The 23,732-nt window shown below is 70.7% G+C and carries 22 protein-coding genes and 1 riboswitch; of the genes, 6 read left to right on the top strand and 16 right to left on the bottom strand.

The window, feature by feature from the left end; all coding sequences use genetic code 11:
- Positions 1–126: 126 nt before the first annotated feature.
- The 4 genes from QMK28_RS13165 to QMK28_RS13150 form a co-directional block, all read right to left on the bottom strand.
- Positions 127–1,833 carry a multicopper oxidase family protein gene (locus QMK28_RS13165; RefSeq protein WP_326437344.1) on the bottom strand — a complete coding sequence of 569 codons (1,707 nt, stop codon included), beginning with the start codon at positions 1,831–1,833 and terminating at the stop codon, positions 127–129.
- A gap of 71 nt (positions 1,834–1,904) precedes the next feature.
- A complete protein-coding gene (locus QMK28_RS13160; protein WP_326437342.1) occupies positions 1,905–2,090 on the bottom strand; it encodes a hypothetical protein in 186 nt (61 codons plus the stop codon).
- On the bottom strand, positions 2,081–2,440 hold the full coding sequence (locus tag QMK28_RS13155; protein ID WP_326437340.1) for a hypothetical protein: 360 nt from the start codon (positions 2,438–2,440) through the stop codon (positions 2,081–2,083). Before QMK28_RS13155 ends, QMK28_RS13160 begins: the two co-directional genes overlap by 10 nt.
- A 152-nt stretch (positions 2,441–2,592) precedes the next feature.
- Positions 2,593–2,907: a DMT family transporter gene (locus QMK28_RS13150; RefSeq protein WP_326437338.1), complete on the bottom strand. Its 315-nt coding sequence runs from the start codon at positions 2,905–2,907 to the stop codon at positions 2,593–2,595.
- Positions 2,908–2,917: 10 nt separating this feature from the next.
- Positions 2,918–2,981: riboswitch (guanidine-III (ykkC-III) riboswitch) on the bottom strand.
- A gap of 307 nt (positions 2,982–3,288) precedes the next feature.
- Here QMK28_RS13150 and glnA point away from each other — a divergent pair.
- The gene (glnA, locus tag QMK28_RS13145; protein WP_326437336.1) at positions 3,289–4,650 is read left to right on the top strand and encodes a type I glutamate--ammonia ligase; all 1,362 of its coding nucleotides are present in this window, start codon (positions 3,289–3,291) and stop codon (positions 4,648–4,650) included.
- 178 nt (positions 4,651–4,828) lie between these two features.
- Here glnA and QMK28_RS13140 read toward each other — a convergent pair whose 3' ends face one another.
- The 3 genes from QMK28_RS13140 to QMK28_RS13130 form a co-directional block, all read right to left on the bottom strand.
- The gene (locus QMK28_RS13140) at positions 4,829–5,164 is read right to left on the bottom strand and encodes a type II toxin-antitoxin system PemK/MazF family toxin (RefSeq protein ID WP_326437335.1); all 336 of its coding nucleotides are present in this window, start codon (positions 5,162–5,164) and stop codon (positions 4,829–4,831) included.
- Positions 5,161–5,562, bottom strand: a complete 402-nt coding sequence (locus QMK28_RS13135; RefSeq protein ID WP_326437333.1) for a hypothetical protein — start codon at positions 5,560–5,562, stop codon at positions 5,161–5,163. The genes QMK28_RS13140 and QMK28_RS13135 overlap by 4 nt, the downstream gene beginning before the upstream one ends.
- A gap of 122 nt (positions 5,563–5,684) precedes the next feature.
- The gene (locus QMK28_RS13130; RefSeq protein WP_326437331.1) at positions 5,685–6,089 is read right to left on the bottom strand and encodes an ATP-binding protein; all 405 of its coding nucleotides are present in this window, start codon (positions 6,087–6,089) and stop codon (positions 5,685–5,687) included.
- Between the two features lie 82 nt (positions 6,090–6,171).
- Here QMK28_RS13130 and QMK28_RS13125 point away from each other — a divergent pair, with 82 nt between their 5' ends.
- Together QMK28_RS13125 and QMK28_RS13120 are read left to right on the top strand one after the other, a co-directional pair.
- Positions 6,172–6,996 carry a helix-turn-helix domain-containing protein gene (locus QMK28_RS13125; RefSeq protein ID WP_326437329.1) on the top strand — a complete coding sequence of 275 codons (825 nt, stop codon included), beginning with the start codon at positions 6,172–6,174 and terminating at the stop codon, positions 6,994–6,996.
- A 1-nt stretch (position 6,997) separates the two neighbouring features.
- A complete protein-coding gene (locus QMK28_RS13120; protein WP_326437327.1) occupies positions 6,998–7,252 on the top strand; it encodes a DUF397 domain-containing protein in 255 nt (84 codons plus the stop codon).
- Positions 7,253–7,365: 113 nt separating this feature from the next.
- Here the strand turns inward: QMK28_RS13120 and QMK28_RS13115 are convergent, their stop codons facing one another.
- Positions 7,366–7,776, bottom strand: a complete 411-nt coding sequence (locus QMK28_RS13115; protein WP_326437325.1) for a PIN domain nuclease — start codon at positions 7,774–7,776, stop codon at positions 7,366–7,368.
- A gap of 3 nt (positions 7,777–7,779) precedes the next feature.
- Positions 7,780–7,977, bottom strand: a complete 198-nt coding sequence (locus QMK28_RS13110; RefSeq protein WP_326437323.1) for a type II toxin-antitoxin system VapB family antitoxin — start codon at positions 7,975–7,977, stop codon at positions 7,780–7,782.
- A 235-nt stretch (positions 7,978–8,212) separates the two neighbouring features.
- Here QMK28_RS13110 and QMK28_RS13105 point away from each other — a divergent pair, with 235 nt between their 5' ends.
- Entirely contained in the window at positions 8,213–11,248 is a 3,036-nt protein-coding gene (locus QMK28_RS13105; protein WP_326437354.1) for a bifunctional [glutamine synthetase] adenylyltransferase/[glutamine synthetase]-adenylyl-L-tyrosine phosphorylase, read from the top strand.
- 362 nt (positions 11,249–11,610) lie between these two features.
- Here the strand turns inward: QMK28_RS13105 and QMK28_RS13100 are convergent, their stop codons facing one another.
- Positions 11,611–12,276 carry a TetR/AcrR family transcriptional regulator C-terminal domain-containing protein gene (locus QMK28_RS13100; RefSeq protein WP_326437321.1) on the bottom strand — a complete coding sequence of 222 codons (666 nt, stop codon included), beginning with the start codon at positions 12,274–12,276 and terminating at the stop codon, positions 11,611–11,613.
- A gap of 196 nt (positions 12,277–12,472) precedes the next feature.
- On the opposite strand from QMK28_RS13100, the gene QMK28_RS13095 reads away from it, so the two are divergent.
- Together QMK28_RS13095 and QMK28_RS13090 are read left to right on the top strand one after the other, a co-directional pair.
- The gene (locus QMK28_RS13095) at positions 12,473–14,005 is read left to right on the top strand and encodes an APC family permease (protein ID WP_326437319.1); all 1,533 of its coding nucleotides are present in this window, start codon (positions 12,473–12,475) and stop codon (positions 14,003–14,005) included.
- Between the two features lie 182 nt (positions 14,006–14,187).
- Positions 14,188–15,831: an amidohydrolase gene (locus QMK28_RS13090; protein WP_326437317.1), complete on the top strand. Its 1,644-nt coding sequence runs from the start codon at positions 14,188–14,190 to the stop codon at positions 15,829–15,831.
- A 193-nt stretch (positions 15,832–16,024) separates the two neighbouring features.
- On the opposite strand, the gene QMK28_RS13085 is transcribed toward QMK28_RS13090, so the two are convergent.
- From QMK28_RS13085 to QMK28_RS13060, 6 genes are all read right to left on the bottom strand, one after another.
- A complete protein-coding gene (locus QMK28_RS13085) occupies positions 16,025–17,020 on the bottom strand; it encodes a phosphatase PAP2 family protein (protein ID WP_326437315.1) in 996 nt (331 codons plus the stop codon).
- Positions 17,021–17,094: 74 nt separating this feature from the next.
- The gene (locus tag QMK28_RS13080) at positions 17,095–18,126 is read right to left on the bottom strand and encodes a LacI family DNA-binding transcriptional regulator (protein WP_326437314.1); all 1,032 of its coding nucleotides are present in this window, start codon (positions 18,124–18,126) and stop codon (positions 17,095–17,097) included.
- A gap of 25 nt (positions 18,127–18,151) precedes the next feature.
- Positions 18,152–19,786: a glycoside hydrolase family 13 protein gene (locus QMK28_RS13075; RefSeq protein WP_326437312.1), complete on the bottom strand. Its 1,635-nt coding sequence runs from the start codon at positions 19,784–19,786 to the stop codon at positions 18,152–18,154.
- 186 nt (positions 19,787–19,972) lie between these two features.
- The gene (locus tag QMK28_RS13070; RefSeq protein ID WP_326437310.1) at positions 19,973–20,824 is read right to left on the bottom strand and encodes a sugar ABC transporter permease; all 852 of its coding nucleotides are present in this window, start codon (positions 20,822–20,824) and stop codon (positions 19,973–19,975) included.
- Positions 20,821–21,816, bottom strand: coding sequence for a carbohydrate ABC transporter permease (locus tag QMK28_RS13065; RefSeq protein WP_443050714.1), 996 nt, complete (start codon positions 21,814–21,816; stop codon positions 20,821–20,823). Before QMK28_RS13065 ends, QMK28_RS13070 begins: the two co-directional genes overlap by 4 nt.
- Positions 21,817–22,072: 256 nt before the next feature.
- Complete coding sequence (locus QMK28_RS13060; RefSeq protein ID WP_326437308.1) at positions 22,073–23,368, bottom strand: extracellular solute-binding protein; 1,296 nt, start codon at positions 23,366–23,368, stop codon at positions 22,073–22,075.
- Between the last annotated feature and the right edge of the window lie 364 nt (positions 23,369–23,732).

Below are 23,732 nucleotides of genomic sequence, written 5' to 3'. Positions count from 1 at the left end.
CCCCCGCGCCGGATCGGCGCGGGGGCCCGTACGGCCGGCGCCGGCTCACCGGCTCACCGGCTCACCGGCGCGCCTAGCGCGCGCCTCGCGCGCCCCCGCGCCCCGCCACCGGCCGACCGCCCCCGCCTACTTGCGGTACCCGAGAACCGTCATCATCCCCGCCTCCGAGTGGTACACGTTGTGGCAGTGGATCATCCACAGCCCCGGATTGTCCGCGTCGAAGTCGACGTCCAGCCGCTGCCCCGGCAGCACGATCGCGGTGTCCTTGCGCGGCCCGCCGCCCGGCAGCGCGAACGTGTGGCCGTGCAGGTGCATCGGGTGCCACATCGTGGTGCTGTTGACGAAGGACAGCCGGACCCGCTCACCCGCCCGCACCGGATGCCGCTGCGCCGCGTCGTACTTCTCGCCGTTGATCGCCCAGTCGTACTTCGCCATTCCGCCGGTCAGCTTCAGCTTGACCGTACGGTCGGGCGCGCCGGGCTTCAGCCGGGCGGACCCGGCCGCCTTCAGCCGTCCGGCGGTGAGCAGCTTTCCGGTCAGCTCCCTGGGGCGTACGGACGGCTTGGGGGCCGGGCCGCCGCCCGTACGGAGCAGGGCCGTCGCGGCGGCCTTCTTGCCCTCGGCCAGCGCGGTGAGCGGGAACACGCCGTCCTTCGCGGTGACCAGGACGTCGTACCGCTCGCCCATGCCCAGCAGCAGCGCGTCCGTCTTCGCGTGCTCGACGGGGAAGCCGTCGGTGTGGGTGACAGTCAGCTCATGGCCGCCGAGCGCGACACGGAAGGCGGTGTCGCCGCCCGCGTTGATGAGCCTGATCCGGATACGGTCGCCGGGCTTGGCCCTGAAGGTCTGCGGGTCGTCGCCCGTACGGCCGTTGACCAGGTAATACGGGTAGTCGACGTCGCCCGCGTCGTCGCCGAGCAGCTTGCTCTTGGAGCCCATCAGCATCCGGGAGGGACCGGAGCGCTTGGGGGAGGGGGACGTGGCGTCGCCGGACTTGGACGTGCCGGACATCGACATCTTGGACATGTCGTGGTCCATGCCGCCCATGCCGCCGGAGCTGGAGCCGGACTCCTTCGATCCGCCCCCGCCCCCGCCGGTGCCGCCGCCCCCGCCCCCGTGGTGCATGTCGTCACCCATGCCCCCGCGGAGTTCGGCGAGCACCGCGTCCGGTGTGCTGCCGTCCACGCCGTCGACCCAGTCGTCCAGCACGACGACCCACTCGTGGTCGTACTTCAGCGGTTCCTTCGGGTCCTCGACGATCAGCGGCGCGTAGAGCCCCCGGTCCTGCTGCGTCCCGGAGTGCGGATGGAACCAGTACGTGCCGGGATGCGGGACCGCGAAGCGGTAGTCGAACGACGCGCCCGGCTTGACCGCCTGCTGGGTGAGGCCAGGAACGCCGTCCATGTCGTTGCGCAGCGCCAGCCCGTGCCAGTGCAGGGAGGTGGGCTGGGGCAGGTGGTTGGCGAGGGTGAGGGCGAGCGTGTCGCCCGCGGTGATCCGTACCTCTTCGCCGGGCAGCCGGTCGCCGTACGCCCAGGACTTGACCGTACGGCCGCCCAGGTCGAGCCGGGTCTCGACGGCGGTGAGCCTGACCTCCCGTACCCGGCCGGAACCGCGCGCGGCCTCGGCCGCCGCGACCTCCTTGCCGGCCGGGTCGATGTAGCCGGCCGGAGCGGCGGCGGAGCCCGGCTTGCCGGACGGGCCGTCGTGGCCGGAGGAGTGATCCATACCTGACCCCGAGTCCGAACAGGCGGCGAGCAGGCCGCTGCCCGCAGCGGCGATTCCCGCGCCGAGCACGGCGCGGCGGGTGTGGGAACGGTGGTGAGTGCGCATGGTGGAGAGCACCTCGTGTGGTGTCGGTGAGCAGAGGGACGGCGCGTGCCCGTGGTGGGCGGGGCGCGGCCCTAAATGCGCAATACCGACAGTTGCGAGAGGAGGGTGCGTCTCGGTGGGGGAATCGGCCACAGGGCGCGCAGTGCCCGGCTGGGTGAGGGCGCGCCGAGGCCGTCCGGCCGGCGCGCGGTGAGCGCGGCCAGCAGGGCGACGGTCCACGCGGTGAGCACCGCGAGGCAGACGGAGGTCATGTCCATCCCGCTGTCGTGCGGGGGCGCTGTCGCGCGCTCGGCTGCGGGGGGAGGGGGCGTGGCGTGCGTGCTCGCGCGCTCGGAGACGTGAACGCCCGCCCGCTCAACGTTGACCGCCCCGGCGTGCGCCGGGCCCCGGCGTGTGCGCCGATCCGCACCCCGGCGTGCGGCTCGCCGCGTGCGCCGTCGTGCATCCCGGGGTACGCGCTGCCGCTCATCCCGGCCCGTGCGCCGCCGCCCGCCCCGCTGTGCTCGCCGGGGTGCCCGAGGGTGTGCATGGTGACGATGCCCAGCAGCAGCGCGGCGAACAGCAGCAACCGGCCGCACCACGCGCCGGCCGCCCGCTGCCCGTACATCCCGCACGCCGCCCTTCCGCTGATCCCGCCTCCCCGGCACTTTACCCCTATGGGGTATGGCTTCGGAGGGCGGGGAGCGGCGGATTCCTGGTGCGATGTACGGGAGCTCCTGGTGCGACGTACGGGAGCTTCACGCCCCGCCCCGCATGGGATCAGTGCAGAACCTTCAGGCCGACGACGCAGCCCACGATGCCGAGCAGCAGCAGAACCTTGAGGACGGAGGTCGCCTCGCCGTCGAAGGCCATCGCGTAGGCGACGGTGAGCACCGCTCCGATGCCGACCCACACCGCGTAACCGGTGCCGACGGGGAGGGTCCGCAAGGCGTAGGCGAGGCCCGCCATGCTCGCGATGAGGCCGACGGCGAAGATCACGGAGGGGGTGACCCGGCTGAACCCCTGGCTCTTGCCGAGCGCGGTCGCCCAGACGGCTTCGAGGACGCCGGAGATGATGAGAACGATCCAGGCCATGACTGACTCCAGTGCGCCGTCTTGTCATGGCCGGGTACGGTGCGCCTCGTCCGGGGGCCTGTCGCGGCCTCCACTCAAAAGCTCTCACACGGGTGCGAGGGTGGCAAAGGCGAACGGGGCCGGGAGCGCGGCCGAGGGCGGGCCGGGGCGACGGCCGGGGCGGCGACGAGTCCGCTGTTCGGGGCGGGGCGAGGGTCAGCCCGGCGGCCCCGGAGGGCGCTGTGCCGCGTGGGGCCACACAATGGCGGCGGGCCACCACCGCGCACTACGGTGGCGGCGGTGAGGGCGAAACGCGATGGAAATCCCGCAAGGTGATACTGATGTGCCCCCAGTGTGCCCTGCCCTAGGTGAACAGGCAGTCTGACCTGCAAGGATGTAGCAATGGATAAGCAGCAGGAATTCGTGCTCCGGACGCTCGAGGAGCGCGACATCCGGTTCGTGCGTCTGTGGTTCACCGATGTGCTGGGCTTCCTCAAGTCCGTCGCTGTCGCGCCGGCCGAGCTGGAGCAGGCCTTCGACGAGGGCATCGGCTTCGACGGCTCGGCGATCGAGGGCTTCGCCCGGGTCTACGAGTCGGACATGATCGCCAAGCCCGACCCCGGCACCTTCCAGATCCTGCCGTGGCGCGCCGAGGCCCCGGGCACCGCCCGGATGTTCTGCGACATCCTGATGCCGGACGGATCGCCCTCGTACGCCGACCCGCGCTACGTCCTCAAGCGGATGCTGGCCAAGACCTCCGACCTCGGGTTCACCTTCTACACCCACCCCGAGATCGAGTTCTTCCTGCTCAAGGACAAGCCGGTGGACGGCACCCGCCCCACCCCGGCGGACTCCTCCGGCTACTTCGACCACACCCCGCAGAACGTCGGCATGGACTTCCGCCGGCAGGCCATCACGATGCTCGAATCCATGGGCATCTCGGTCGAGTTCTCGCACCATGAGGGCGCACCCGGCCAGCAGGAGATCGACCTGCGGTACGCGGACGCGCTGTCCACAGCGGACAACGTGATGACCTTCCGGCTGGTCATGAAGCAGGTCGCGCTGGAACAGGGCGTTCAGGCGACCTTCATGCCGAAGCCGTTCTCCGAGTTCCCCGGCTCGGGCATGCACACCCACCTCTCGCTCTTCGAGGGCGACCGCAACGCCTTCTATGAGTCCGGCGCGGAGTACCAGCTCTCCAAGGTCGGCCGCTCCTTCATCGCGGGCCTGCTGCGGCACGCGGCCGAGGTGTCCGCCGTCACCAACCAGTGGGTCAACTCCTACAAGCGCATCTGGGGCGGCTCGCAGCGCACCGCCGGCGCGGGCGGCGAAGCCCCCTCGTACATCTGCTGGGGCCACAACAACCGCTCCGCGCTCATCCGGGTGCCGATGTACAAGCCCGGCAAGACCGGCTCGACCCGCGTCGAGGTCCGCTCCATCGACTCCGGCGCCAACCCGTACCTGACCTACGCGGTGCTCCTCGCCGCAGGCCTCAAGGGCATCGAAGAGGGCTACGAACTCCCGGCCGGCGCCGACGACGACGTCTGGGCCCTCTCCGACGCCGAACGCCGCGCGATGGGCATCGAGCCGCTCCCGCAGAACCTCGGCGAGGCCATCGACCTGATGGAGCGCAGCGAGTTGGTCGCCGAGACGCTCGGCGAGCACGTCTTCGACTTCTTCCTGCGCAACAAGAAGCAGGAGTGGGAGGAGTACCGCTCCGAGGTGACGGCCTTCGAGCTGCGCAAGAGCCTGCCGGTGCTGTAACGGCAGGTCAGCGGGCTTTTCCCCATCAGCAAGTTCCGGGCCGGCGGCGGTGTGCCGTTGGCCCGGAGCCGTCTCACTCGCCCTGGGCCGTCTGTGGGCCGTCCGGCTTTCGCTGTCCTTCGGTTCGGGGATGGCTCCGGTCACAGCACTCGCTGCGACCGGCCTTCGGCCACGCCGCCTATGTCAGTCCAAGGATCAGACGAACGCACTCTTCCATGTGGCTCAGCTCGCCCGGTGAGAGTCGCCCCAGGTGCCTACTGAGCCGCGACTTGCTCACCGTATGAAGGTCAGTGCAGTTGACGTGCGACTCGTCGTACTTAGTGACCCCAGCGTCTCTGCTGATGGTCACGTGGGTGGCGCGCGGCCCTGCTGTGCCCGTGATCACTGCGACTGTGAGCGAGGACAACCGTTCCGCGATGCGGTTGGCGCTGAGTACGACCACTGGGTGCGGCCCAAGAGGGCTGGGAAGGGCACATTTCCAAACTTCTCCTCTCAGGGCGGTACGGACGTTCACCAGTCAGCCTCATCTGCCGCCGCTAGCTCTTCCTCGCTGGCCGGCACGACTCCGTCAGGGGTTGGAGCGGTAGCACCTTGATAGAAGTCGCGGATTTCCTCGGAGGCTGCTACTTCTGCCGCCTCTCGGACCAGCAGACGCAATCCTTCGCGGAGCGCGTCCGAGGTGGAACCCAGATTCAGCGTCTGCATGACCTCGTGCAGCGCTGCCATCTCGTCGGGCCGCAGGCGAACCTGAGCCAGTTTGCTGGCGCCGAGGGCGCTTGTTGACGGAGCGGCTTGGTGCCGGTGTGTCTTTGCCGGGGGCTGCTTTTTGGCTGCTTTGGAGGGCTGCTTCTTGAGCCGGGTGGCATCCGTCTTGGCAGACGGCTTCTTGGCTCGGGTGGTGTCAGCGGGCATCTTCCCTCCGCTCTGTATTACAGACGTCATACAGAAAGTGTCGCCTAGGTAGCTTGGCTCGTCAAGGCGACATTTGTGCGAGAAGGGGCCGTTTCGCGGACGCCCCGTGCGCTGTCGTCTGCTCAGCTCTGCTTCAACTCGAACCACACCACCTTGCCGCCGCCTGTCCGTTCCGCGTCCCACGCGTGCGCGATGGCGGCCAGCAGGACCAAGCCGCGCCCGGACTCGCTCAGCACATCGCCAGTGACGCGGATAAGCGGCAATTCCGGCTCGCTGTCGTGCACTTCGACGCGTACGCCGTCATCTCCGCGCCGCCACAGCTCCAGCGTGCAGCGCCGGTCGTCCACGTGCCGGATGACGTTGGACAGCAGCTCGGTCACGCATAGCCCAGCCGCGTCGGCCAGCTCCGCCAGTCCCCAGAAGCGCAGATGCGCACGGACGATGCGCCGGACCTGGGTGGGGCTGTCTGCGCCGACTGTCGGCAGGTGCAGCCGGTAGTGGTCAGGGGTATTGATTTCGCAGTGCATGCCCCTAATCAGACCCGCCCTGACTACCCTTGGCTATGAGTAGTGACTCTACGTTCGTGCAGGTTGGATGGGAGTGGTGTCCATGGCGGCTCCGCGAGAACTTGATCCTTCGGCTTCTGCGCTCTCCTTCTTCGGCTACGAGTTGAGGCGCCTGCGCATAGACGCCGGCCTCAGCCAAGAGTGCCTGGGCCGGACCGTGAACTACACCGGGTCATTCGTCGGCCTGGTGGAGACCGCCAACCGCCCGCCGAGCCGCGACTTCGCCGAACGCTGCGACGGTGCGTTGGGCGCGGGCGGTGCGCTGGTGCGGCTGTGGCCGCTCGTGAGTCGGAGCGGCTTGCCGGGCTGGTTCCGGGGCTACGCCGAGTTGGAGGCGAAGGCGATCGACATCCGCACGTATCAGGCCCAGGTGGTGTACGGCTTGCTCCAGACCGAGGAGTATGCGCGTGAAGTGCTGAAGCCGACCCGTCCTGTCGATCTGGAGCAGCTGACAGCAGCCCGGATGGACCGGCAGGAAGTTCTCTCCCGCGCTGAGCCGCCGAGTCTCTGGATGGTGCTGGATGAGGCCGCACTTCACCGTGTCCTGGGTGGACCTGAAGTGATGCGGACGCAACTCCTCCGCCTGTTGAGTCTCCGGGGGGCGCCCCGCGTCGTGATTCAGGTACTGCCGTACAGCGCGGGAGCGCATACGGGACTCAACGGTTCGCTGAATCTGCTGTCGTTCGATGGCGAGCCGGAAGTCGCCTACTCCGAAGGCTACGGCGGCGGACGGATTCTCACCGAACCGGCAGAAGTGCAGGGCTGTGCCCGGAGATACGATCTGCTCCGAGCCGCTGCGTTGTCCCCCGACGACTCGGCAGAATTGATCGCCCAGGTTCTGGAGGATCTTGATGTACAAGGAAGTTGACGTGTCCCGCGCGCGGTGGCGCAAGTCCAGCTACAGCGGCAGTGAAGGCGGCGATTGTGTAGAGGTCGCCGACCTCCACCCCAACGCGCTGTGGCGCAAGTCAAGCCACAGCGGCAGTTCCGGCGGCGAGTGTGTAGAGGTCGCCGACCTGCGCCCCACCGTCGCCGTCCGCGACTCCAAGGACCCGGACCGGGGCGTCCTGCTCTTCCAGACCGATGCCTTCCGCGCCTTCGTCAAGGACGTCATCGGGCGCTGAGATCCCGGCCCGCACCGGGTCGGTGGGTCTGCGCGACCGAGCGGCCCGGCGCGGTTGGCTCCTGCGGAGTGCAACGGCGAAGACGTGCGTCGGTGTGACTGTCCTGCCTCGGCTCAGTCGGCGGTGCCGGAGGGGACGACCCACTCGTGGGGTTGACCGGTGATCGCGGCGATCTGTTCGTAGTCCTCGTCGTAGTGGAGGACGGTCGCCTCGTGCCGCTCTGCGGTGGCCGCGATGAGCAGATCTGCCATGGACAGTGCTCGATGGTTGCCTTTGTGGGTTGCCCGCGCTTGGATGACCTTGGCGCGATCCCAGACCTCGTCGGGGCAGGGCAGGTAGTCGAACCCGGACAGCCAGTAACGCAACTGTTCGGCTTCGGAGGGATTGCGCGCGGAGTAGAGGATCTCTACCTCGACTGCCCCGGTGACCGCGATCAGGCCGCGCTGGATGAGAGGGTCAAGGGCTGCGCGTACGGACGGTTTGGTGCGGCGTGCCAGGGCCGACTTGTCGATGAGGTAGCGCACGGATCAGGCCGCGTCCTGGCTGGTGGCGGTGCGGGCGTCGTAGCTGAGGTCGATCGCGCCACTGTCGATGGCGTCCATGAATGCCATGCGGCGGTGCAGCTTGACCGTCTCTTCCATGGCGCGGCGCACAGCGGCAGCCTTGGTTTTGACGTTGTAGAGCTTCATTAGCTCCTGGGTGGTGTCGTCGTCGAGATCGATCACGGTACGGGACATTACGGCACCACTCTCCAGGGTCTAGTGAGGCCTTAACGATACCGCCATCCCAGTCTCACCGATATCTTTCCGTGATCGGTGCGCATGGGGCCGTCGTCTCCGTCGTGTGCGTCGTGTGCGACGCCCGCGCAGGCCCCCTCCCGGGCAGCAGCCGTAGACAACGGAGGGGCGCGCGGAGGGACGCCGCGCGCCCCTTGCGGCTACGCTCGCGGGACGGATCATGATGCGGGTGGAGAGGCGGTACGCCGTGCCCCAAGGGCGACGGGACAGCCGGTTCGGGCGGTTGCTGCGGTACGGGTTCACCGATCCCGCGGCGGCCGAGCGACTGCTGGACATGCCCGAGCTCTCCGCCGTGCGGACCGACATCGTTCTGCTCGACGGGCTGGGCGCGACCGCGGACCCCGACATGGCGCTGTTCGGGCTCGTACGGCTCGTCGAGGCGCAGGACGCCGAGCAGCAGCGCACGCTGCTCGACACGCTGGTCACCGCCAAGCCGTTGCGTGACCGGCTGCTCGGGGTGCTGGGGGCGTCCGAGGCGCTCGGGGACCACCTGGCGCGGCACCCGTCCGACTGGCACGCGCTGGTCAGCTACGAGTCCGTCGATCTGCACCCGGCCACCGCCGAGTTCGAGCTGGCGCTCGCCGAGGGCATCTGGGGCGAGCGGGGTGCGACCCGGCCGCGGCCCGACGCGCTGCGCGCCGCGTACCGGCGCTGCCTGCTGACCATCGCCGCCCGGGACGTCTGCGGGACGACCGAGCTGGCCCAGACCGCCGCCGAGCTGGCGGACCTCGCCAGCGCCACGCTGCGGGCCGCGCTGGAGATCGCCGCCGAGGAGTCGCCCGACGACGCCGCCGCCGCGCGGCTGGCCGTCATCGGCATGGGCAAGTGCGGCGGGCGCGAGCTCAACTACATCTCGGACGTGGACGTCATCTTCGTCGCCGAGCCGCGCGGCGGCACCGACGAGGGCAAGGCGGTCCAGGCCTCGATCCGGATCGCCTCCCGGATGATGCGGATCTGCTCCGACGTCACCGCCGAGGGCACCATCTGGCCGGTCGACGCCAACCTGCGGCCCGAGGGGCGCAACGGGCCGCTGGTGCGGACGCTCTCCAGCCACCTCGCCTACTACCAGCGCTGGGCCAAGACCTGGGAGTTCCAGGCGCTGCTCAAGGCCCGCCCGATCGCGGGCGACACCGAGCTGGGCCTGGAGTACATCGCCGGGGTGGCGCCGATGGTGTGGCAGGCCGCCGAGCGCGACAACTTCGTCCCCGACGTGCAGCAGATGCGCCGCCGCGTCGTCGCGACCATCCCCGCCGCGCAGATCGACCGCGAACTCAAGCTCGGCCCCGGCGGCCTGCGCGACGTCGAATTCGCCGTCCAGCTGCTGCAACTCGTACACGGCCGCAGCGACGCGACGCTGCACAGCGGCACCACCCTCGTCGCGCTCGAAGCGCTGGCCGTGGGCGGCTACGTGGGCCGCGCGGACGCCGCCTCGCTCGACAAGGCGTACCGCTTCCTGCGCACCATGGAACACCGCATCCAGCTCCACAAGATGCGCCGTACGCACCTGGTGCCCGAGGACGAGGCCGGGCTGCGGCGGCTCGGCCGCTCGCTCGGCTTCCGCACCGAGCCGATCGCCGAACTCCGCAAGGAGTGGAAGCGGCACGCCCGCGAAGTGCGGCGGCTGCACGAGAAGCTGTTCTACCGCCCGCTGCTCGACGCCGTCGCCCAGCTCGGCCGCGGCGAGACCCGGCTCAGCGCCCGCGCCGCCACCCAGCGCCTCGGCGCGCTCGGCTACGCGGACCCGGCCGCCGCGCTGCGCCACCTGGAGGCGCTCGCCTCCGGAGTCAGCCGCAAGGCGGCGATCCAGCGGACGCTGCTGCCCGTACTGCTCGGCTGGTTCGCGGACTCCGCCGACCCCGACGCCGGGCTGCTCAACTTCCGCCGGGTCTCCGACGCGCTCGGCAAGACCCCCTGGTACCTGCGGCTGCTGCGCGACGAGGGCGCGGCGGCGGAGAATCTGGCGCGTGTGCTGTCCGCCGGCCGGCTCGGCCCCGACCTGCTGCTGCGCGCCCCCGAGGCGGTCGCGCTGCTCGGCGACACGGGCGGCCTGAGGCCGCGCGGCCGGGCCGCCCTGGAGCAGGAGGTGCTGGCCGCGGTGAACCGTTCGGAAGGCCCCGAACAGGCCGCCGCGGCGGCCCGCGGGGTGCGCCGCCGCGAGCTGTTCCGCACCGCCGCGGCGGACGTCATCGGGGCGTACGGAACCGAGGGCGTCCCGGTGCGGGAGGACCACGGCCGGGCCGTGGACATCGTCGGCGGCGCGGTCAGCGACCTCAACGCGGCCACCATCGCGGGCGCGCTGCGGGCCGCCGTGCGCGCGCAGTGGGGCGACGAACTGCCCACCCGCTTCGCGGTGATCGGCATGGGCCGCTTCGGCGGCCACGAGCTGAGCTACGGCTCCGACGCGGACGTCATCTTCGTGCACGAGCCGCGCGAGGGCGTGGACGAGGAGAAGGCCGCCCGCGCCGCCTCGGCCCTCGCCAACGAGATCCATCGGCTGCTCGAACTCCCCAGCTCCGACCCGCCGTTGCTGATCGACGCCGACCTGCGCCCCGAGGGTAAGAGCGGCCCGATGGTGCGCACGCTCGGCTCGTACGCCGCCTACTACCGGCGCTGGTCGCTGGTCTGGGAGAGCCAGGCGCTGCTGCGCGCCGAACCGGTCGCGGGCGACGCCGAGTTGGGGGCGCGCTTCATCGAGCTGATCGACCCGCTGCGCTACCCGGCCGAAGGGCTGGGCGAGGACGCCGTACTGGAGATCCGCCGGCTCAAGGCGCGGATGGAATCCGAACGCATGCCGCGCGGCGCCGACCCGACCACCCACGCCAAGCTGGGCCGGGGCGGGCTCTCGGACGTGGAGTGGACCGTCCAGCTGATGCAGATGCGGCACGGCTGGGTCGAGCCCGGGCTGCGCACCACCCGTACCCGCGAGGCGCTGGCCGCCGGGTGCGCGGCGGAACTCATCGGCACCGAGGAGGCGGCGATCCTGGACGAGGCGTGGGTGCTGGCCTCGCGGGTGCGCAACGCGGTGATGCTGGTGCGCGCGCGGCAGGGCGACACTTTCCCGTCCGACGCACGGGAGTTGGAAGCCGTCGGCCGCTACCTGGGCTACGCGCCGGGGCACATCGGCGAGATGCTGGAGGACTACCGCCGGACGACGCGCCGGGCGCGGGCCGTCATGGAGGAGTTGTTCTACGGGGCGTGACGGGCTCCTCCCGGAGGGGCGGAGGGAGTGACGGGCGCGGCAGGGCACGGGTGTACTGGTACGTCCCTGCTGACGCTGGCCGGTCGGTGACTGTGTGTCGGTCGGTGACGGTGCGTTGGTCAGGTCTGCCGGGTCTGCCGGGGCAGTCGGGGTGATCGCCGCAGCCGTCGGCCGAGCCGCGTGGGCCACGTGTCGGCCGCACGCAGGCAGGCCGCACGCACGCCGCACGCACGCAGCGCCATCGGGGCCTTCGCTCCCCGGCGGCGACCGGTCAGCCGGTGGCGACCGGATTCGTCGGAACGGTCCGGGCACCCGGCGCGGCCGGCGCACCCGGCGCGGTCCGGTCGACCGGGGCCGCCGGGTCAACCACGGTCGCCGACCCCGTCGCCACGGTCTCCGTCACCGGCGGCCATCCGCCATCCGCCGTGCTCCAGCAAGCGACGGCAGTGCTCCATGAACGCCTCCAACGCCAACTCGAACGCCGCGTCCGCGCGCCCGCTGCCGCCCGCCGCCAGGGCCTCGGCGAAGCGGGGGGTGCTGCCGTCCGCAGGGACCTCCCACATGGTCTCCGGCGCGGCCAGGTCGAGGGCGGAGCCGAGGACGATGGCTTCGAGGCCGGCGATCACCGCCACGATCCGCTCCAGCGGGAAGCCGGCCGCCTGGAGCAGACCGGCGGCGTGTTCGTACTGGATGAGCACCTGCGGCGCGCGGACCGGTGAGGCCGTGAGCAGCGGGATGGCTCGCGGGTGGGCGGCGAACGCGGCGCGGTAGGAGCGGGCCCAGGCCGCCATCGCGGCGTCCCAGGGGCGCAGCGCGAGGGTGCCGGCGTCGATGGCCGAGGCCACCCGTTCGCGGAGCAGTTCGATCACTCCGGCGCGGCCGTCGACGTGGTGGTAGACGGACGCGGTCTGCACGCCGAGGAGTTTCGCCATCCGCGGGACGCTGAAGTCGCCGTGCCGGTCGACGAGGCCCAGGGCGGTCGTGGTGATGCGTTCCTTGTCGAGCAGGGCTGTGCGCGGACGCCCCATGTGGTCACTCCCTGCGCCGGTCCGACCGGCCCGTTTCCCTGCCGGAAAAGCCTTCCCAGATGCTACGGGCAGGGGCTAGATTGCCGAAACCGAAAGGCTTTAGGTTTTTGCCTCGCGGAGCGCCTCCCGTGTCACCCGCGCCGGGTCGGCCTCACCGCGTTCTCCCCCTCTTCCGCCGCAGAAGGGCAAGAAACGCATGGCCGCAGTCCCCCGACCGGCTACCGGCAGCAGTCCACCGGCAGCCGGCAGTCCACCCGTCGGCAGTCCGCCGGCCGACGGCAGCCGGCCAGCTGGCGCCGACGCCCCGCCCGGCACCGCCCCCACGCTGCGCAGCGGCACCCTCGGCGTCGCCGACATCATCTTCTTCGTCGTCTCCGCCGCCGCACCGCTGACGATCATGGCCGGAGTCGCCCCGTTCGCCATCGGCGCGGGCGGCGTCGGAGCCCCCGTCGGCTACCTCGTCGCCGGAGCCACCCTCGCGCTCTTCGCGGTCGGTTTCACCACGATGGGCCGCCATGTGCGCAGCGGCGGCGCGTTCTACGCGTACATCACCCGCGGCCTGGGCCGGCCCGCCGGTCTGGGGGCCGCCGTGCTCGCGCTGCTCGCCTACAACGGCATGCAGATCGGCGTGTACGGCCTGCTGGCGACAACTGCCCAGGACGCGCTGCGCACGCTGTGGGGGATCGACGTCCCATGGCCGCCCATCGCCGTGCTCGGCGTGATCGTCATCTGGTACGGCGGGTTCCGCAGCATCGACTTCGGCGCCAAGGTGCTCGGCGTACTGCTCGTCGCGGAGACCGGCATCCTGATGCTGCTGGCCGGCGCCGTGCTGCTGCGCGGCGGCGCGCACGGCCTCGAACTCAGCTCGTTCGCCCCAAAAAACGCCTTCGCCCCCGGCATCGGCGGGGTGCTCGCCTTCGCCTTCGCGGCCTTCACCGGCTTCGAGTCCACCGCCCTCTACCGCACGGAGGCGCGCGACCCGAAGCGCGCCATCCCGCGCGCCACCTATATCGCGGTGGGCTTCCTCGGGCTGTTCTACGGCTTCATGGCCTGGGTGATCATCCAGGCGTTCGGCACGACGGAGATCATGAAGGCGGTCGCCGCCGACCCGGCCGGACTGTTCTTCACCGCGACCACCGAGTACGTCGGCGGCTGGGCCACCGACGCGATGCACATCCTCATCGTGACCAGCGTGCTGGCCTCGCTGCTCGCCTTCCACAACGCCATCAACCGGTACGGCCTCGCGCTGTCCCGCGAGGGGGTGCTGCCGCCCGTGTTCGGCAGGATTCACCCGCGCCTCGGCTCCCCGTACGTCTCGGGCCTGGCGCAGACCGTGCTCGCGCTGCTCGTCGTCATCGGCTTCGCGGTCGCCGACGCGGACCCGTACCGGCAGTTGCTGCTCTGGGTGAACACCCCCGGCCTGATCGGGCTGGTGGTGCTCCAGATGCTCGCCGCCGCCTCGGTGCCGCTCTTCTTCCGCCGCTTCCGGCACACCGAGGGCGCGTGGCGCACCCTGGTCGCGCCCATCGCCGCGACGGCGCTGCTGGCCGGTGCGCTGTGGCTGGTGGTCAGCAAGATCGAGCTGATGACGGGAGCGGGGCCGGGCGTGAACGTGGTGCTCGTGCTACTGGTGCCGATCGTCTTCGCCCTCGGTGTCGCGCTCGCCCTCCGGCTGCGCCGCACCCGGCCGCAGGTGTACGCGGACTTCGGTGCCGACCGCGCGGACTGACCGCGCGGACCGACCGCGCGGACCGACCGCGCGGACCGACCGCGCGGACTGACCGCGCGGACTGACCGCGCGGGGGCCGGCACCCTCGTAGCCACCTGGTCGGCCCCGACAGCCGGACGACGCAACAGCCGGCCCCGACAGCCGGCACAGCCCAGCACCGACCGCGCGAGGAGACACCAGTCGTGCCCGAACCCCTCACCACCGCCGACACTGTCCTGACCGGCGTCCGCATCCGCACCCTCGACCCCGGGCGGCCGTGGGCGAGCGCCGTCGCCGTCAAGGACGGCGTGATCATCGCGGTGGGCGAGCACGCCGACGTACGGGACTGGCGCGGCAGCCGCACCACCGTGCTCGACCTCGGCGGCGCCGCCCTCGTCCCCGGCCTGACCGACGGCCATCTGCACCCGGTCATGGGCGTGGAGATGGCCTCCGGCATCGACCTCTCCGGCTGCCGCGACCTCGACGCGCTGCGCGCCACGCTCGCCGGGGCGGCCCGTTCGGCGGCGCGGGGGGAGTGGGTCACCGGCTGGAATCTGGACCACAACACCTTCGGCGGCCGGCCCATCACCCGCGCGGCGATCGACGACGTGCTCGACGGCGTCCCCGCGTTCCTGCGGCTGTACGACGGGCACTCCGCGCTGGTCAGCGCGGGCGCGCTGGCGATAGCCGGGGTCGAGGGGCCGCGCGGGTTCGCGCAGCGCGCGGCCGTCGTCTGCGACGAGCAGGGGAGCCCGACCGGGTATCTGCTGGAGCACGCGGCGGTCGATCTGGTCGCCGCCTTCGTCCCCCGTCCCGAGGCGGCCGAGCGCCGCTCGCGGCTGCTGGCGGTGCTGTCCGGGATGGCCGCCGCCGGGCTGACCGGCGGGCACGTCATGGACCTCCAGGGCGACGACGCGCTGGAGCTGCTGGCGGGCGTCGAGGAGGAGGGCGAGCTGCCGTTGCGGCTGCGGCTGGCCCCCTGGTGCATGCCGGGGGCTGACGAGGCCGAGCTGGACCGGCTCATCGCGCTGCAAGGGCGCGCCGGACGGCACTGGCAGGTCGGCGGGGTGAAGTTCTTCATCGACGGAACCGTCGAGGGCGGCACGGCCTGGCTGGAGCACCCCGACTGCCACGGCGAGGGCGCCGACGCCTTCTGGCCCGACCCGCGCGACTTCAGCCGGGCCGTCCACCACCTGGCGCGGGCCGGGGTGCCGACCGCGACCCATGCCATCGGCGACGCCGGGGTACGGCATGTCCTGGACACCGTCGAGGCCCTTGGCCCGTACCCGCCCGGCGCGGCCCGGCCCCGGCACCGGATCGAGCACATCGAGACGCTGCCCGCCGAGCAGGTGGCCCGGTTCGCGCCGCTCGGCGTGGTCGCCTCCATGCAGCCCACCCACACTGCGTACACCCGCGCCGACCACACCGACGAGTGGTCCCGGCGGCTGGGCGACGAGCGGGCCGACCGCGCCTGGCGCTGCCGTGACCTGCGGAATTCCGGGGCTACCCTGGTCCTGGGCTCCGACTGGCCCATCGCGCACTTCGACCCGCGCGCGATCATGGCCGCGGCCCGGCTGCGCAGGCCGCCGGGCGAGCACGACACCCCGCCGGTGCAGCCCGCCCAGGCGCTCACCGGGCTGATGGCGCTGGAGGGCTACACCTCGCACGCGGCGCTCGCGGCCGGCGAGGAGGCGCTGACCGGCCGGATCGCGCCCGGCTACCGGGCCGACCTGACCGCGCTCGGCCTGGACCCGGTGGCCGCTCCGGCGGATGAGGCGGCTGCCGCGCCGGTACGGCTGACCATGGTCGGCGGGCACGTTGCCTATCGGGGGCCGGACGTGGGCTGAGCCGGGGGAGGGGCGTTCGGGGCGGGGGTCGACGGCACAGTGTCGGAGTGCACCCCCGCCGAAGCACCGAGCTGGTGGGCGCGCCGCATACGCATGGCAGGAACCGCAGGAACCGCAGGAACCGCAGGAACCGCAGGAACCGCAGGAACCGCAGGAACCGCAGGAACCGCAGGAACCGCAGGAACGCAGCCGCTCAGGCAGTCGAGCGCTTGGCCGACCGCCTGGTCGAGCCCCCGACGGCCTCCCCTGCGGTCGCCCCCGAGGTTTCCTTCGTGGACGCCTTCGTGGACTTCGCCGCAGGATCCTCCGCCGATCCCGCCGATCCCAGCGGTTCCGCCGACTCAGCCGTCGCGCCGGCGATCTTCCGTGGCAGCCCATACGGCAGCGACCCGTACCAGACATACGACAGCGCGAACCCGAAGGCGAGGCAGAGCAACCCGCCCACCGCGTCCAGCCAGAAGTGGTTGGCCGTCGCGACGATGACCATCAGGGTCGTCGTCGGGTAGAGGACGCCGAGCAGCTTCGCCCACAGCGGTTTCGCCAGCATCGCGATCGTGATGCCGCACCACACCGACCAGCCGATGTGCATCGAGGGCATCGCCGCGTACTGGTTCGACATGGACGCGAGGTTGCCCGAGGCCATCGAACCCCAGGTCTGATGCACCACGACGGTGTCGATGAAGTGCACGCCGTTCATCAGCCGGGGCGGGGCCAGCGGATACAGGTAGTAACCGAGCAGTGCCACACCGGTGGTCGCGAAGAGCACCAGCCGGGTCGGCGCGTAGCGCCCCGGATGCCTGCGGTAGAGCCACACGAGCACGCCGATGGTCACGATGAAGTGCAGCGTCGCGTAGTAGTAGTTCATCCCCACGATCAGCCACGTCACCGAATTCAGCGCGTGATTGACCGTGTTCTCGACGGCGATGTGCAGCGTCTGCTCGGTGCGCCAGATCCAGTCCGCGTTGCGCAGCGCGTCGGCCCGCTGCTCCGGTACGGCGTTACGGACCAGCGAGTACGTCCAGTAACTCACCGCGATCAGCGCAATCTCGAACCAGAGCCTGGGCCTGCGGGGGGATCGGAGCCGGCCGACCAAGGTGCGGCGCTTCGTCACCGGGCGGTCCTCGTGCTCCTCGATGGGTGGCAGGGGGGCCGTCCGGCCTTCCAGAGTCCTCGCAGTCACGTCACCCATAGGCAGATAGTCTGCCAGATCCGGGCCCTCGCCCGATCATCCTGCGGTCTGGTCTTCGGCGTGCGCACTCCGCCTTACGAAGGAGTGTTCCCCTTCGGGGCCGAAGCGGTTGAACCCCGAACGACGAGCTCGGGCAGGAACACGAATTCGCTGTGCGGGGCCGGAGTGCCGCCGACCTCCTCCATCAGGGCCCGCACCGCCGCCTGCCCCATGGCGGTGACCGGCTGCCGGATCGTGGTCAGCGGCGGGTCGGTGAAGGCTATGAGCGGCGAATCGTCGTATCCGACCACCGAGACGTCGTCCGGGACCTCCAGTCCCAGCCGGCGGGCCGCCCGGATCGCGCCGAGCGCCATCATGTCGCTCGCGCAGACCACCGCCGTGCAGCCCCGGTCGATGAGCGCGGCGGCTGCCGCCTGGCCGCCCTCCAGGGTGTACAGCGAGTGCTGGACGAGCCGCTCCGCGTCCGCCTCCCGCATGCCCAGCTGCTCCTTCATGCTGAGCAGGAAGCCCTCTATCTTCCGCCGCACCGGGACGTACCGCTTGGGGCCGAGGGCGAGTCCGATCCGCTCATGGCCCAGTGCCGCCAAATGGGTGACGGCGAGCCGTACGGCCGCCCGGTCGTCGGGCGATACGAAAGGGGCCCGCACTTTGGACGAGAAGCCGTTGATCAGCACGAACGGCACGCCCTGGCCGCGCAGCCGCTCGTAGCGCTGCATGTCCGCCGAGGTGTCGGCGTGCAGCCCGGAGACGAAGATGATGCCGGCGACGCCCCGGTCCACCAGCATCTCGGTCAGCTCGTCCTCGGTGGCGCCGCCCGGCGTCTGGGTGGCGAGCACCGGGGTGTAGCCCTCGCGGGTCAGAGCCTGCCCGATGACCTGCGCGAACGCGGGGAATATCGGGTTGTCCAGCTCCGGCGTGATCAGCCCCACCAGCCCGGCGCTGCGCTGCCGCAGCCGTACCGGACGCTCGTAGCCGAGGATGTCGAGGGCGGCCAGCACCGACTGGCGGGTGGTCGCGGCGACCCCCGGTTTTCCATTGAGGACCCGGCTGACTGTGGCTTCGCTGACACCCGCTTGGGCTGCGATGTCGGCTAGCCGTGCGGTCACGGGATGGGACTGTACCGGTCGCATGTCAGATAGCCCACCAGACGCATGAATTCGCCGGGATACGGGCGGTTCCGCCCACGAACTCCAGCGGCGCGGTGGCGATCAGCGGCCGTCCCGGCACGGTCAGCTCCGCCTCGGCGCCGAGCGTGTTGAGGGTGCAGACGAGGCCGGGGCGGGCGATGGCGAGCACGCCCTCGGGGGCTTCCAGCCACTCCATCGGGCCGTCCCCCAGACCCGCGTGCGTGCGGCGGAGCGCCAGCGCCGAGCGGTAGAGCTCCAGCGTCGAGCGCGGGTCGCCGGTCTGCGCCGCGACGGACAGCCCCTGCCACTCGGCGGGTTGCGGCAGCCAGCTCCCGCCGGGGCCGAAGCCGTACGGGGCCTCGCTGCCGGACCACGGGATCGGCACCCGGCAGCCGTCCCGGAAGCCGTCCTGGCCGTTGGCCCGGAAGAAGGACGGGTCCTCGCGGACCGCGTCGGGCAGGTCCGTCACCTCGGGCAGGCCCAGCTCCTCGCCCTGGTAGATGTACGTCGAGCCGGGCAGCGCGAGCATCAAGAGCGCGGCGGCGCGGGCGCGTTGCCGGCCCTGCTCGCCGCCGCCGTAGCGGGTGGTGTGCCGGACCACGTCGTGGTTGGACAGCACCCAGGTGGTGGGCGCGCCGACCGAGGCGGTGGCGGCCAGCGAGCCGTCGATGACGGCGCGCATCGCGCTCGCGTCCCACGGGCAGTTCAGGAAGTGGAAGTTGAACGCCTGGTGCAGCTCGTCGGGCCGTACGTACATCGCGAGCCGCTCGGCGTTCGGTGCCCACGCCTCGGCGACGCCGATCCGCTGGCCCTCGTACGAGTCGAGCAGCCGCCGCCAGGAGCGGTGGATCTCATGCACCCCGTCCTGGTCGAAGAACGGCAGCACCTGCGCGCCGATCAGCTTGGCCTGCTCCTTGCGGCCGATGTCCGGCAGCCCCGCCGCCTTGACCATGCCGTGCGCGACGTCGATGCGGAACCCGTCCGCGCCGAGGTCCAGCCAGAACCGCAGGATCGACTCGAACTCCTCGCGCACCTCGGGGTGGTCCCAGTTGAGGTCGGGCTGCTCGGAGGCGAAGAGGTGCAGAAACCAGTCGCCGGGCGTGCCGTCCGGGTCGGCAGTGCGGGTCCAGGCCGGGCCGCCGAAGACGGACTCCCAGTCGTTGGGCGGCAGCTCACCGCTCGCGCCCTTTCCCGAGCGGAAGTGATAACGCTCGCGGTCCGGACCCCCGTGCCGGTCCGCGAGCGCCGCTTGGAACCAGACGTGCTGGTCCGAGGTGTGATTGGGGACGACGTCCACGATGACCCTGAGGCCGAGCCGGTGCGCCTCGCGGACCAGGTCGTCGGCGTCCGAGAGGTCGCCGAACAGCGGGTCCACCGCGCGGTAGTCAGCCACGTCGTAGCCGCCGTCGGCCTGCGGCGAGGCGTAGAAGGGGGTCAGCCAGACCGCGTCCACACCCAGGTCGGCCAGGTGCGGCAGCCGTTCGCGGATGCCCCGCAGATCGCCGATGCCGTCGCCGTCGCTGTCGGCGAACGAACGCACGTACACCTGGTAGATGACGGCGTCGCGCCACCAGCCGGGCTGCTCCGAGGCGTCGGAGTCGTCCTGGCCGTGGACGGCGGGCGCGAGGTGCTGGGTCATGGTGCGAGTCCCTATCGGGTAGGCCCAACGATCGGGGCGTGTCGTGCGGGTGCGGGGTGATGCTGTCCTGCGGTGCTGCGACTGCGCTGCGCTGGGGTTCGGGCGGTCGTGTCGTCGGCTGTCGTGCAGTGCTCGTGTCGGGCGGACATCGGGTCAACGCGGTTGCGCGCCGGGGGTGACGGGCACTCAGCCCTTGGTGCCGCCCGAGGTCAACCCGGCCACCAGGTGCCGCTGCGCGAAGAAGAACATCAGCGCGGCGGGGACGGTGATCAGCACCGACGAGGCGGTCAGCAGCCCCCACTCGGCGCGGTGCGGGCCGATGAAGGTCTGCAGCCCCACCGAAAGGGTGTAGCTGCTCTCGCTGGACATGAACTGGGTCGCGAAGGCGACCTCGCTCCAGGCGGTGATGAAGGTGTAGAAGGCGGTCACGGACAGTCCGGGCCTGGCCAGCGGGACGATGAGCCGCCAGAACGTGCCGAACGGGGTGAGTCCGTCGACCCGGCCGGACTCGTCGATCTCGGTGGGCACGGTGTCGAAGTAGCCCTTGAGCATCCAGGCGCAGAACGGCACCGACACCGAGCAGTAGGTGAGGATCAGGCCGCCGTAGCTGTCCAGCAGGCCGAGCTGTCCGAGGATGTTGTAGAGCGGCACGATCAGCACCGCTACCGGGAACATCTGGAAGATCAGGAACGACCACATCAGCGACTTGTGGCCGGGGAAGCGCATCCGGGAGACCGCGTAGCCGGCGCTCGCTGAGATGGTGACGCCGACGAGCATCGTGCCGCCCGCGATGACCACCGAGTTGCCGAACCAGGTCAGGAACTCGGTCTCGCCGAGCACCTTGCCGTAGTTGCTCAGCGAGAAGCCGGACAGGTCCAGCGGGTGCGTCCAGCCGTCCTCGCCGCGCAGCGAGACCAGCACGATGAACGCGACGGGGAACAACGCGATGAGACTCGCCGCGACGAGTGCCGTGTGCAGGGCGGTCGAGGCGGCCCTGGACCGCTCGCCGCGCTTGCGCACCAGGGGTGTTGTCGTCATCGCACGGTCTCCTGACGGTTCAGCATCTTGCGGTAGAAGACGGAGAAGACGAGCAGCAGGGAGAGGATGACCATGCCGTACGCGGCGGAGCTCGCGTAGTCGCGCACGCCCTGGAAGGCGAGCCGGTAGGCGTAGGTCACCAGGATCTCGCTGTCCGTGCCGCCGGCCTGGCCGATCACCAGGTAGATGACCGGGAACATGTTGAAGGTCCAGATGGTGCCCAGCAGGATGATCGTGCTGCTGACCGGCTTGAGGCCCGGCATCGTCACGTTCCAGAACCGCTGCCAGGGGGTCGCGCCGTCCATCTCGGCGGCCTCGTGCAGTTCGCGCGGGATGGACTGCAGCCCGCCGAGGATCGCCACCATCATGAAGGGCACGCCCAGCCAGGTGTTGACCCCGATGACCGAGAGCTTCTGGATGAACGGGTCGCCGAGCCAGTCGACCGGGCCGATGCCGACCTTGCCGAGCAGGCCGTTGAGCACACCGTTCTGGGTGTTGTACATCAGCTTCCAGGCGAAGGCGGCGACGAAGGCCGGGACCGCCCAGGGCAGGATCAGCAGCACGCGGTAGAGCGAGCGGCCCTTGATCCGCCGGTTGAGCAGCATCGCCAGCCCGAGACCGATCGTGTAGTGCAGGAACACGCAGCTCGCGGTCCACAGCACGGTCCAGGTCAGTCGCGGATAGAACGACCCCTCCTTGCCGGAGAGGATGTTCCAGTAGTTGTCGAGGCCGACGAACTTGTAGGTCGAGGGGACCGTGAAGTCGCCGATGGTGCGGCCGAGGTTGGCCTCGTTGGCGTTCGTGAAGGAGAGGTAGACACCTCGGCCGAGCGGATAGCCGACCAGCACCGCCAGCACCAGGACGACGGGCAGCACCATCGCCCAGGCGTACCAGTAGGTGTTGAACGAGCGCCTGGCGCGGGTCGTCAGCCCGGCGCGCGGTGGCTTCGGCGGGCTCCCGGTCGTCTTGTCGACGGCTGCGGTCGTGGTCATGGCTCCACGGCTTTCTTCTGACGTACGGCTATCTGATGTACGGCTGCCGGTACGGCGAGGGGCGGGTCGGGACGCGGCGGCGAGGACGCGGCCTCGGGGCCGCGGTGCTGCGGGACCGCGCTGCTTCGGGGCCGCCGCGCTTCGCGTACGCGGCTTCGGGAGAGGGAACCGACCCGGCCGGCCGGGCGCGTGGGGTCTGCCCACGCGTGCGGGGCGGACCCCCGGCCGGCCGGATCGGAGTCTGTGAGCGGCCCGGCTACTTCGCGATCTCGTAGTCCTTGATCAGCTTGGTCTGCCACTCCTCGGCCAGCGCGTCGAGCCCGGCCTTCGGGGTGACCTGGCCGCGCAGGATCTTGACGTAGTGCTGGTCGAACGCGACGAACAGATCGCCGACACCCGGGATCATCGGCCGGGACTTGGACTGGCCCAGCGCGGTGTAGAAGGAGTTCTTCACCGGGTCGGACAACACCTGCTTGGTGTACGCCGACTTGCGGGTCGGCAGGGTGTCGATCTCGGTGGCGGTGTACTGCTGGCTCTTCGCGGAGGTCATGAACTTCACGAAGAGGTAGGAGGCGTCCTTGTTCTTGGAGCCCCGGTACACCGTGTAGTTGTGGCCGCCGATGGGCGCTGCCGCCTTGCCGGTGCTGCCCGCCGGGATCGGGGCGATGCCCAGGTTCGCCTTGTCCTTGAAGGACTTGCCGGTGTAGTCGTCGGCCGTCGACCAGGGCCCGTTGACCACCATGGCGACCTTGCCGTCCTTGAAGGACGTCTGCATGTTGACATAGCCGTCGGTGGTGGCCGGCTTGAGCGAGACGCCGGACTTGACCAGCTCGACGGCGGTCTCGATGCCCTTGACGGCCTCCGGCGAGTTCACCGTGATCTTCTTGTCCTTGACGTCGAGCATGTCGCCGCCCTCGCCATAGACGAACGGCAGCGAGAAGTACCCCTCGGGGTTGAGCTGGGTGCCCGCGACGCCCGTCCTGGCCTTGATGGTCTTCGCGGTCTTGATGAACTCCTCCCAGGTGGCAGGGGGGTTCTTGATCCCGGCCTCCTTGAAGAGCTTCTTGTTGTAGATCAGCCCGAGCGTGTCGGTGACCTGCGGTACGCCGACGGTCTCGCCCTTGTACTTCGCGGAGCTCATCGGGCCGGGGAGGAAGTCCTCCTTGCCGTCGAGCGCCGGGGTGCCGTCCAGCGGCTGGAGATAGCCGAGGTTGGCGAAGCCGGCCGTCCAGCCGACGTCGGTGCGCATCACATCGGGCGCGCCCTTGCCGGACGGGGCCGCGGTCTTGAACTTCTGCTCCGCGGCGTCGAAGGAGACCGGCACGCGCTTGACCGAGATCTTCGGGTACTTCGCCTCGAAGTCCTTGACGAGCTTCTCGTATGCGGGGCCCTCGGCCTCGTTGGAGGTGTCCCACCACGTGACCGTGCCGCTGACCTTGCCGGGATCCTTCGAGCCGTTGGAGTCGCCCCCACCGTCGCTGTCCCCGCCGCAGGCCGTGGCTGTCAGTGCCAGCACGCCGACCACGGCGGCGACCGATATGCCTCTGCGCATATGGAGCTCCTCATGAAGTGAGGCCCGCTGGGGCCCTGGTTGGCCAGGAACGTAACAGGGCTGCAACCCCTTGCGAAAGACCTTGCAGGCAGAAAACAGGAAGATTTCCGGGCTGTGACCAGTCTGTGTCCGAAGTATTGACCTGTACTGAGCGTGCTCGTACGGTCTGCGACGCAGGATGCTGCTGTTGTCTTGCAGTCTTCTTGCAGAACTCTTGCAACACCGGACACTCACGGCCTGGCGAGCACGGCGCGTTGCCGCACGAGGCTGCGTCTCCCCGTACCTCCCGAACCGCCCCCGACGTAGGAGGCAACATGGCCGGCCGACCCAGCCGCAGCCCGAGCCCCGCCCCACTCCCCACCCC

The organism is Streptomyces sp. H27-D2, assembly GCF_035828615.1.
Taxonomy (GTDB): Bacteria; Actinomycetota; Actinomycetes; order Streptomycetales; family Streptomycetaceae; genus Streptomyces.
The sequence above is the reverse complement of the archived record's forward strand: the minus strand, read 5'-3'. Positions and strand labels throughout refer to the sequence as shown.

Coding starts and splice junctions, on each gene's coding strand:
- QMK28_RS13165 (WP_326437344.1), bottom strand. CDS start 1,833: ATGCGCACTCACCACCGTTCCCACACCCGCCGCGCCGTGCTCGGCGCG.
- QMK28_RS13135 (WP_326437333.1), bottom strand. CDS start 5,562: ATGCCCGCTGACACCACCCGAGCCAAGAAGCCGTCTGCCAAGACGGAT.
- QMK28_RS13155 (WP_326437340.1), bottom strand. CDS start 2,440: ATGTACGGGCAGCGGGCGGCCGGCGCGTGGTGCGGCCGGTTGCTGCTG.
- QMK28_RS13100 (WP_326437321.1), bottom strand. CDS start 12,276: ATGGGGCGTCCGCGCACAGCCCTGCTCGACAAGGAACGCATCACCACG.
- QMK28_RS13075 (WP_326437312.1), bottom strand. CDS start 19,786: ATGACCCAGCACCTCGCGCCCGCCGTCCACGGCCAGGACGACTCCGAC.
- QMK28_RS13160 (WP_326437342.1), bottom strand. CDS start 2,090: ATGGACATGACCTCCGTCTGCCTCGCGGTGCTCACCGCGTGGACCGTC.
- QMK28_RS13070 (WP_326437310.1), bottom strand. CDS start 20,824: ATGACGACAACACCCCTGGTGCGCAAGCGCGGCGAGCGGTCCAGGGCC.
- QMK28_RS13125 (WP_326437329.1), top strand. CDS start 6,172: ATGGCGGCTCCGCGAGAACTTGATCCTTCGGCTTCTGCGCTCTCCTTC.
- QMK28_RS13060 (WP_326437308.1), bottom strand. CDS start 23,368: ATGCGCAGAGGCATATCGGTCGCCGCCGTGGTCGGCGTGCTGGCACTG.
- QMK28_RS13065 (WP_443050714.1), bottom strand. CDS start 21,816: ATGACCACGACCGCAGCCGTCGACAAGACGACCGGGAGCCCGCCGAAG.
- QMK28_RS13105 (WP_326437354.1), top strand. CDS start 8,213: ATGCGGGTGGAGAGGCGGTACGCCGTGCCCCAAGGGCGACGGGACAGC.
- QMK28_RS13150 (WP_326437338.1), bottom strand. CDS start 2,907: ATGGCCTGGATCGTTCTCATCATCTCCGGCGTCCTCGAAGCCGTCTGG.
- QMK28_RS13130 (WP_326437331.1), bottom strand. CDS start 6,089: ATGCACTGCGAAATCAATACCCCTGACCACTACCGGCTGCACCTGCCG.
- glnA (WP_326437336.1), top strand. CDS start 3,289: ATGGATAAGCAGCAGGAATTCGTGCTCCGGACGCTCGAGGAGCGCGAC.
- QMK28_RS13095 (WP_326437319.1), top strand. CDS start 12,473: ATGGCCGCAGTCCCCCGACCGGCTACCGGCAGCAGTCCACCGGCAGCC.
- QMK28_RS13085 (WP_326437315.1), bottom strand. CDS start 17,020: ATGGGTGACGTGACTGCGAGGACTCTGGAAGGCCGGACGGCCCCCCTG.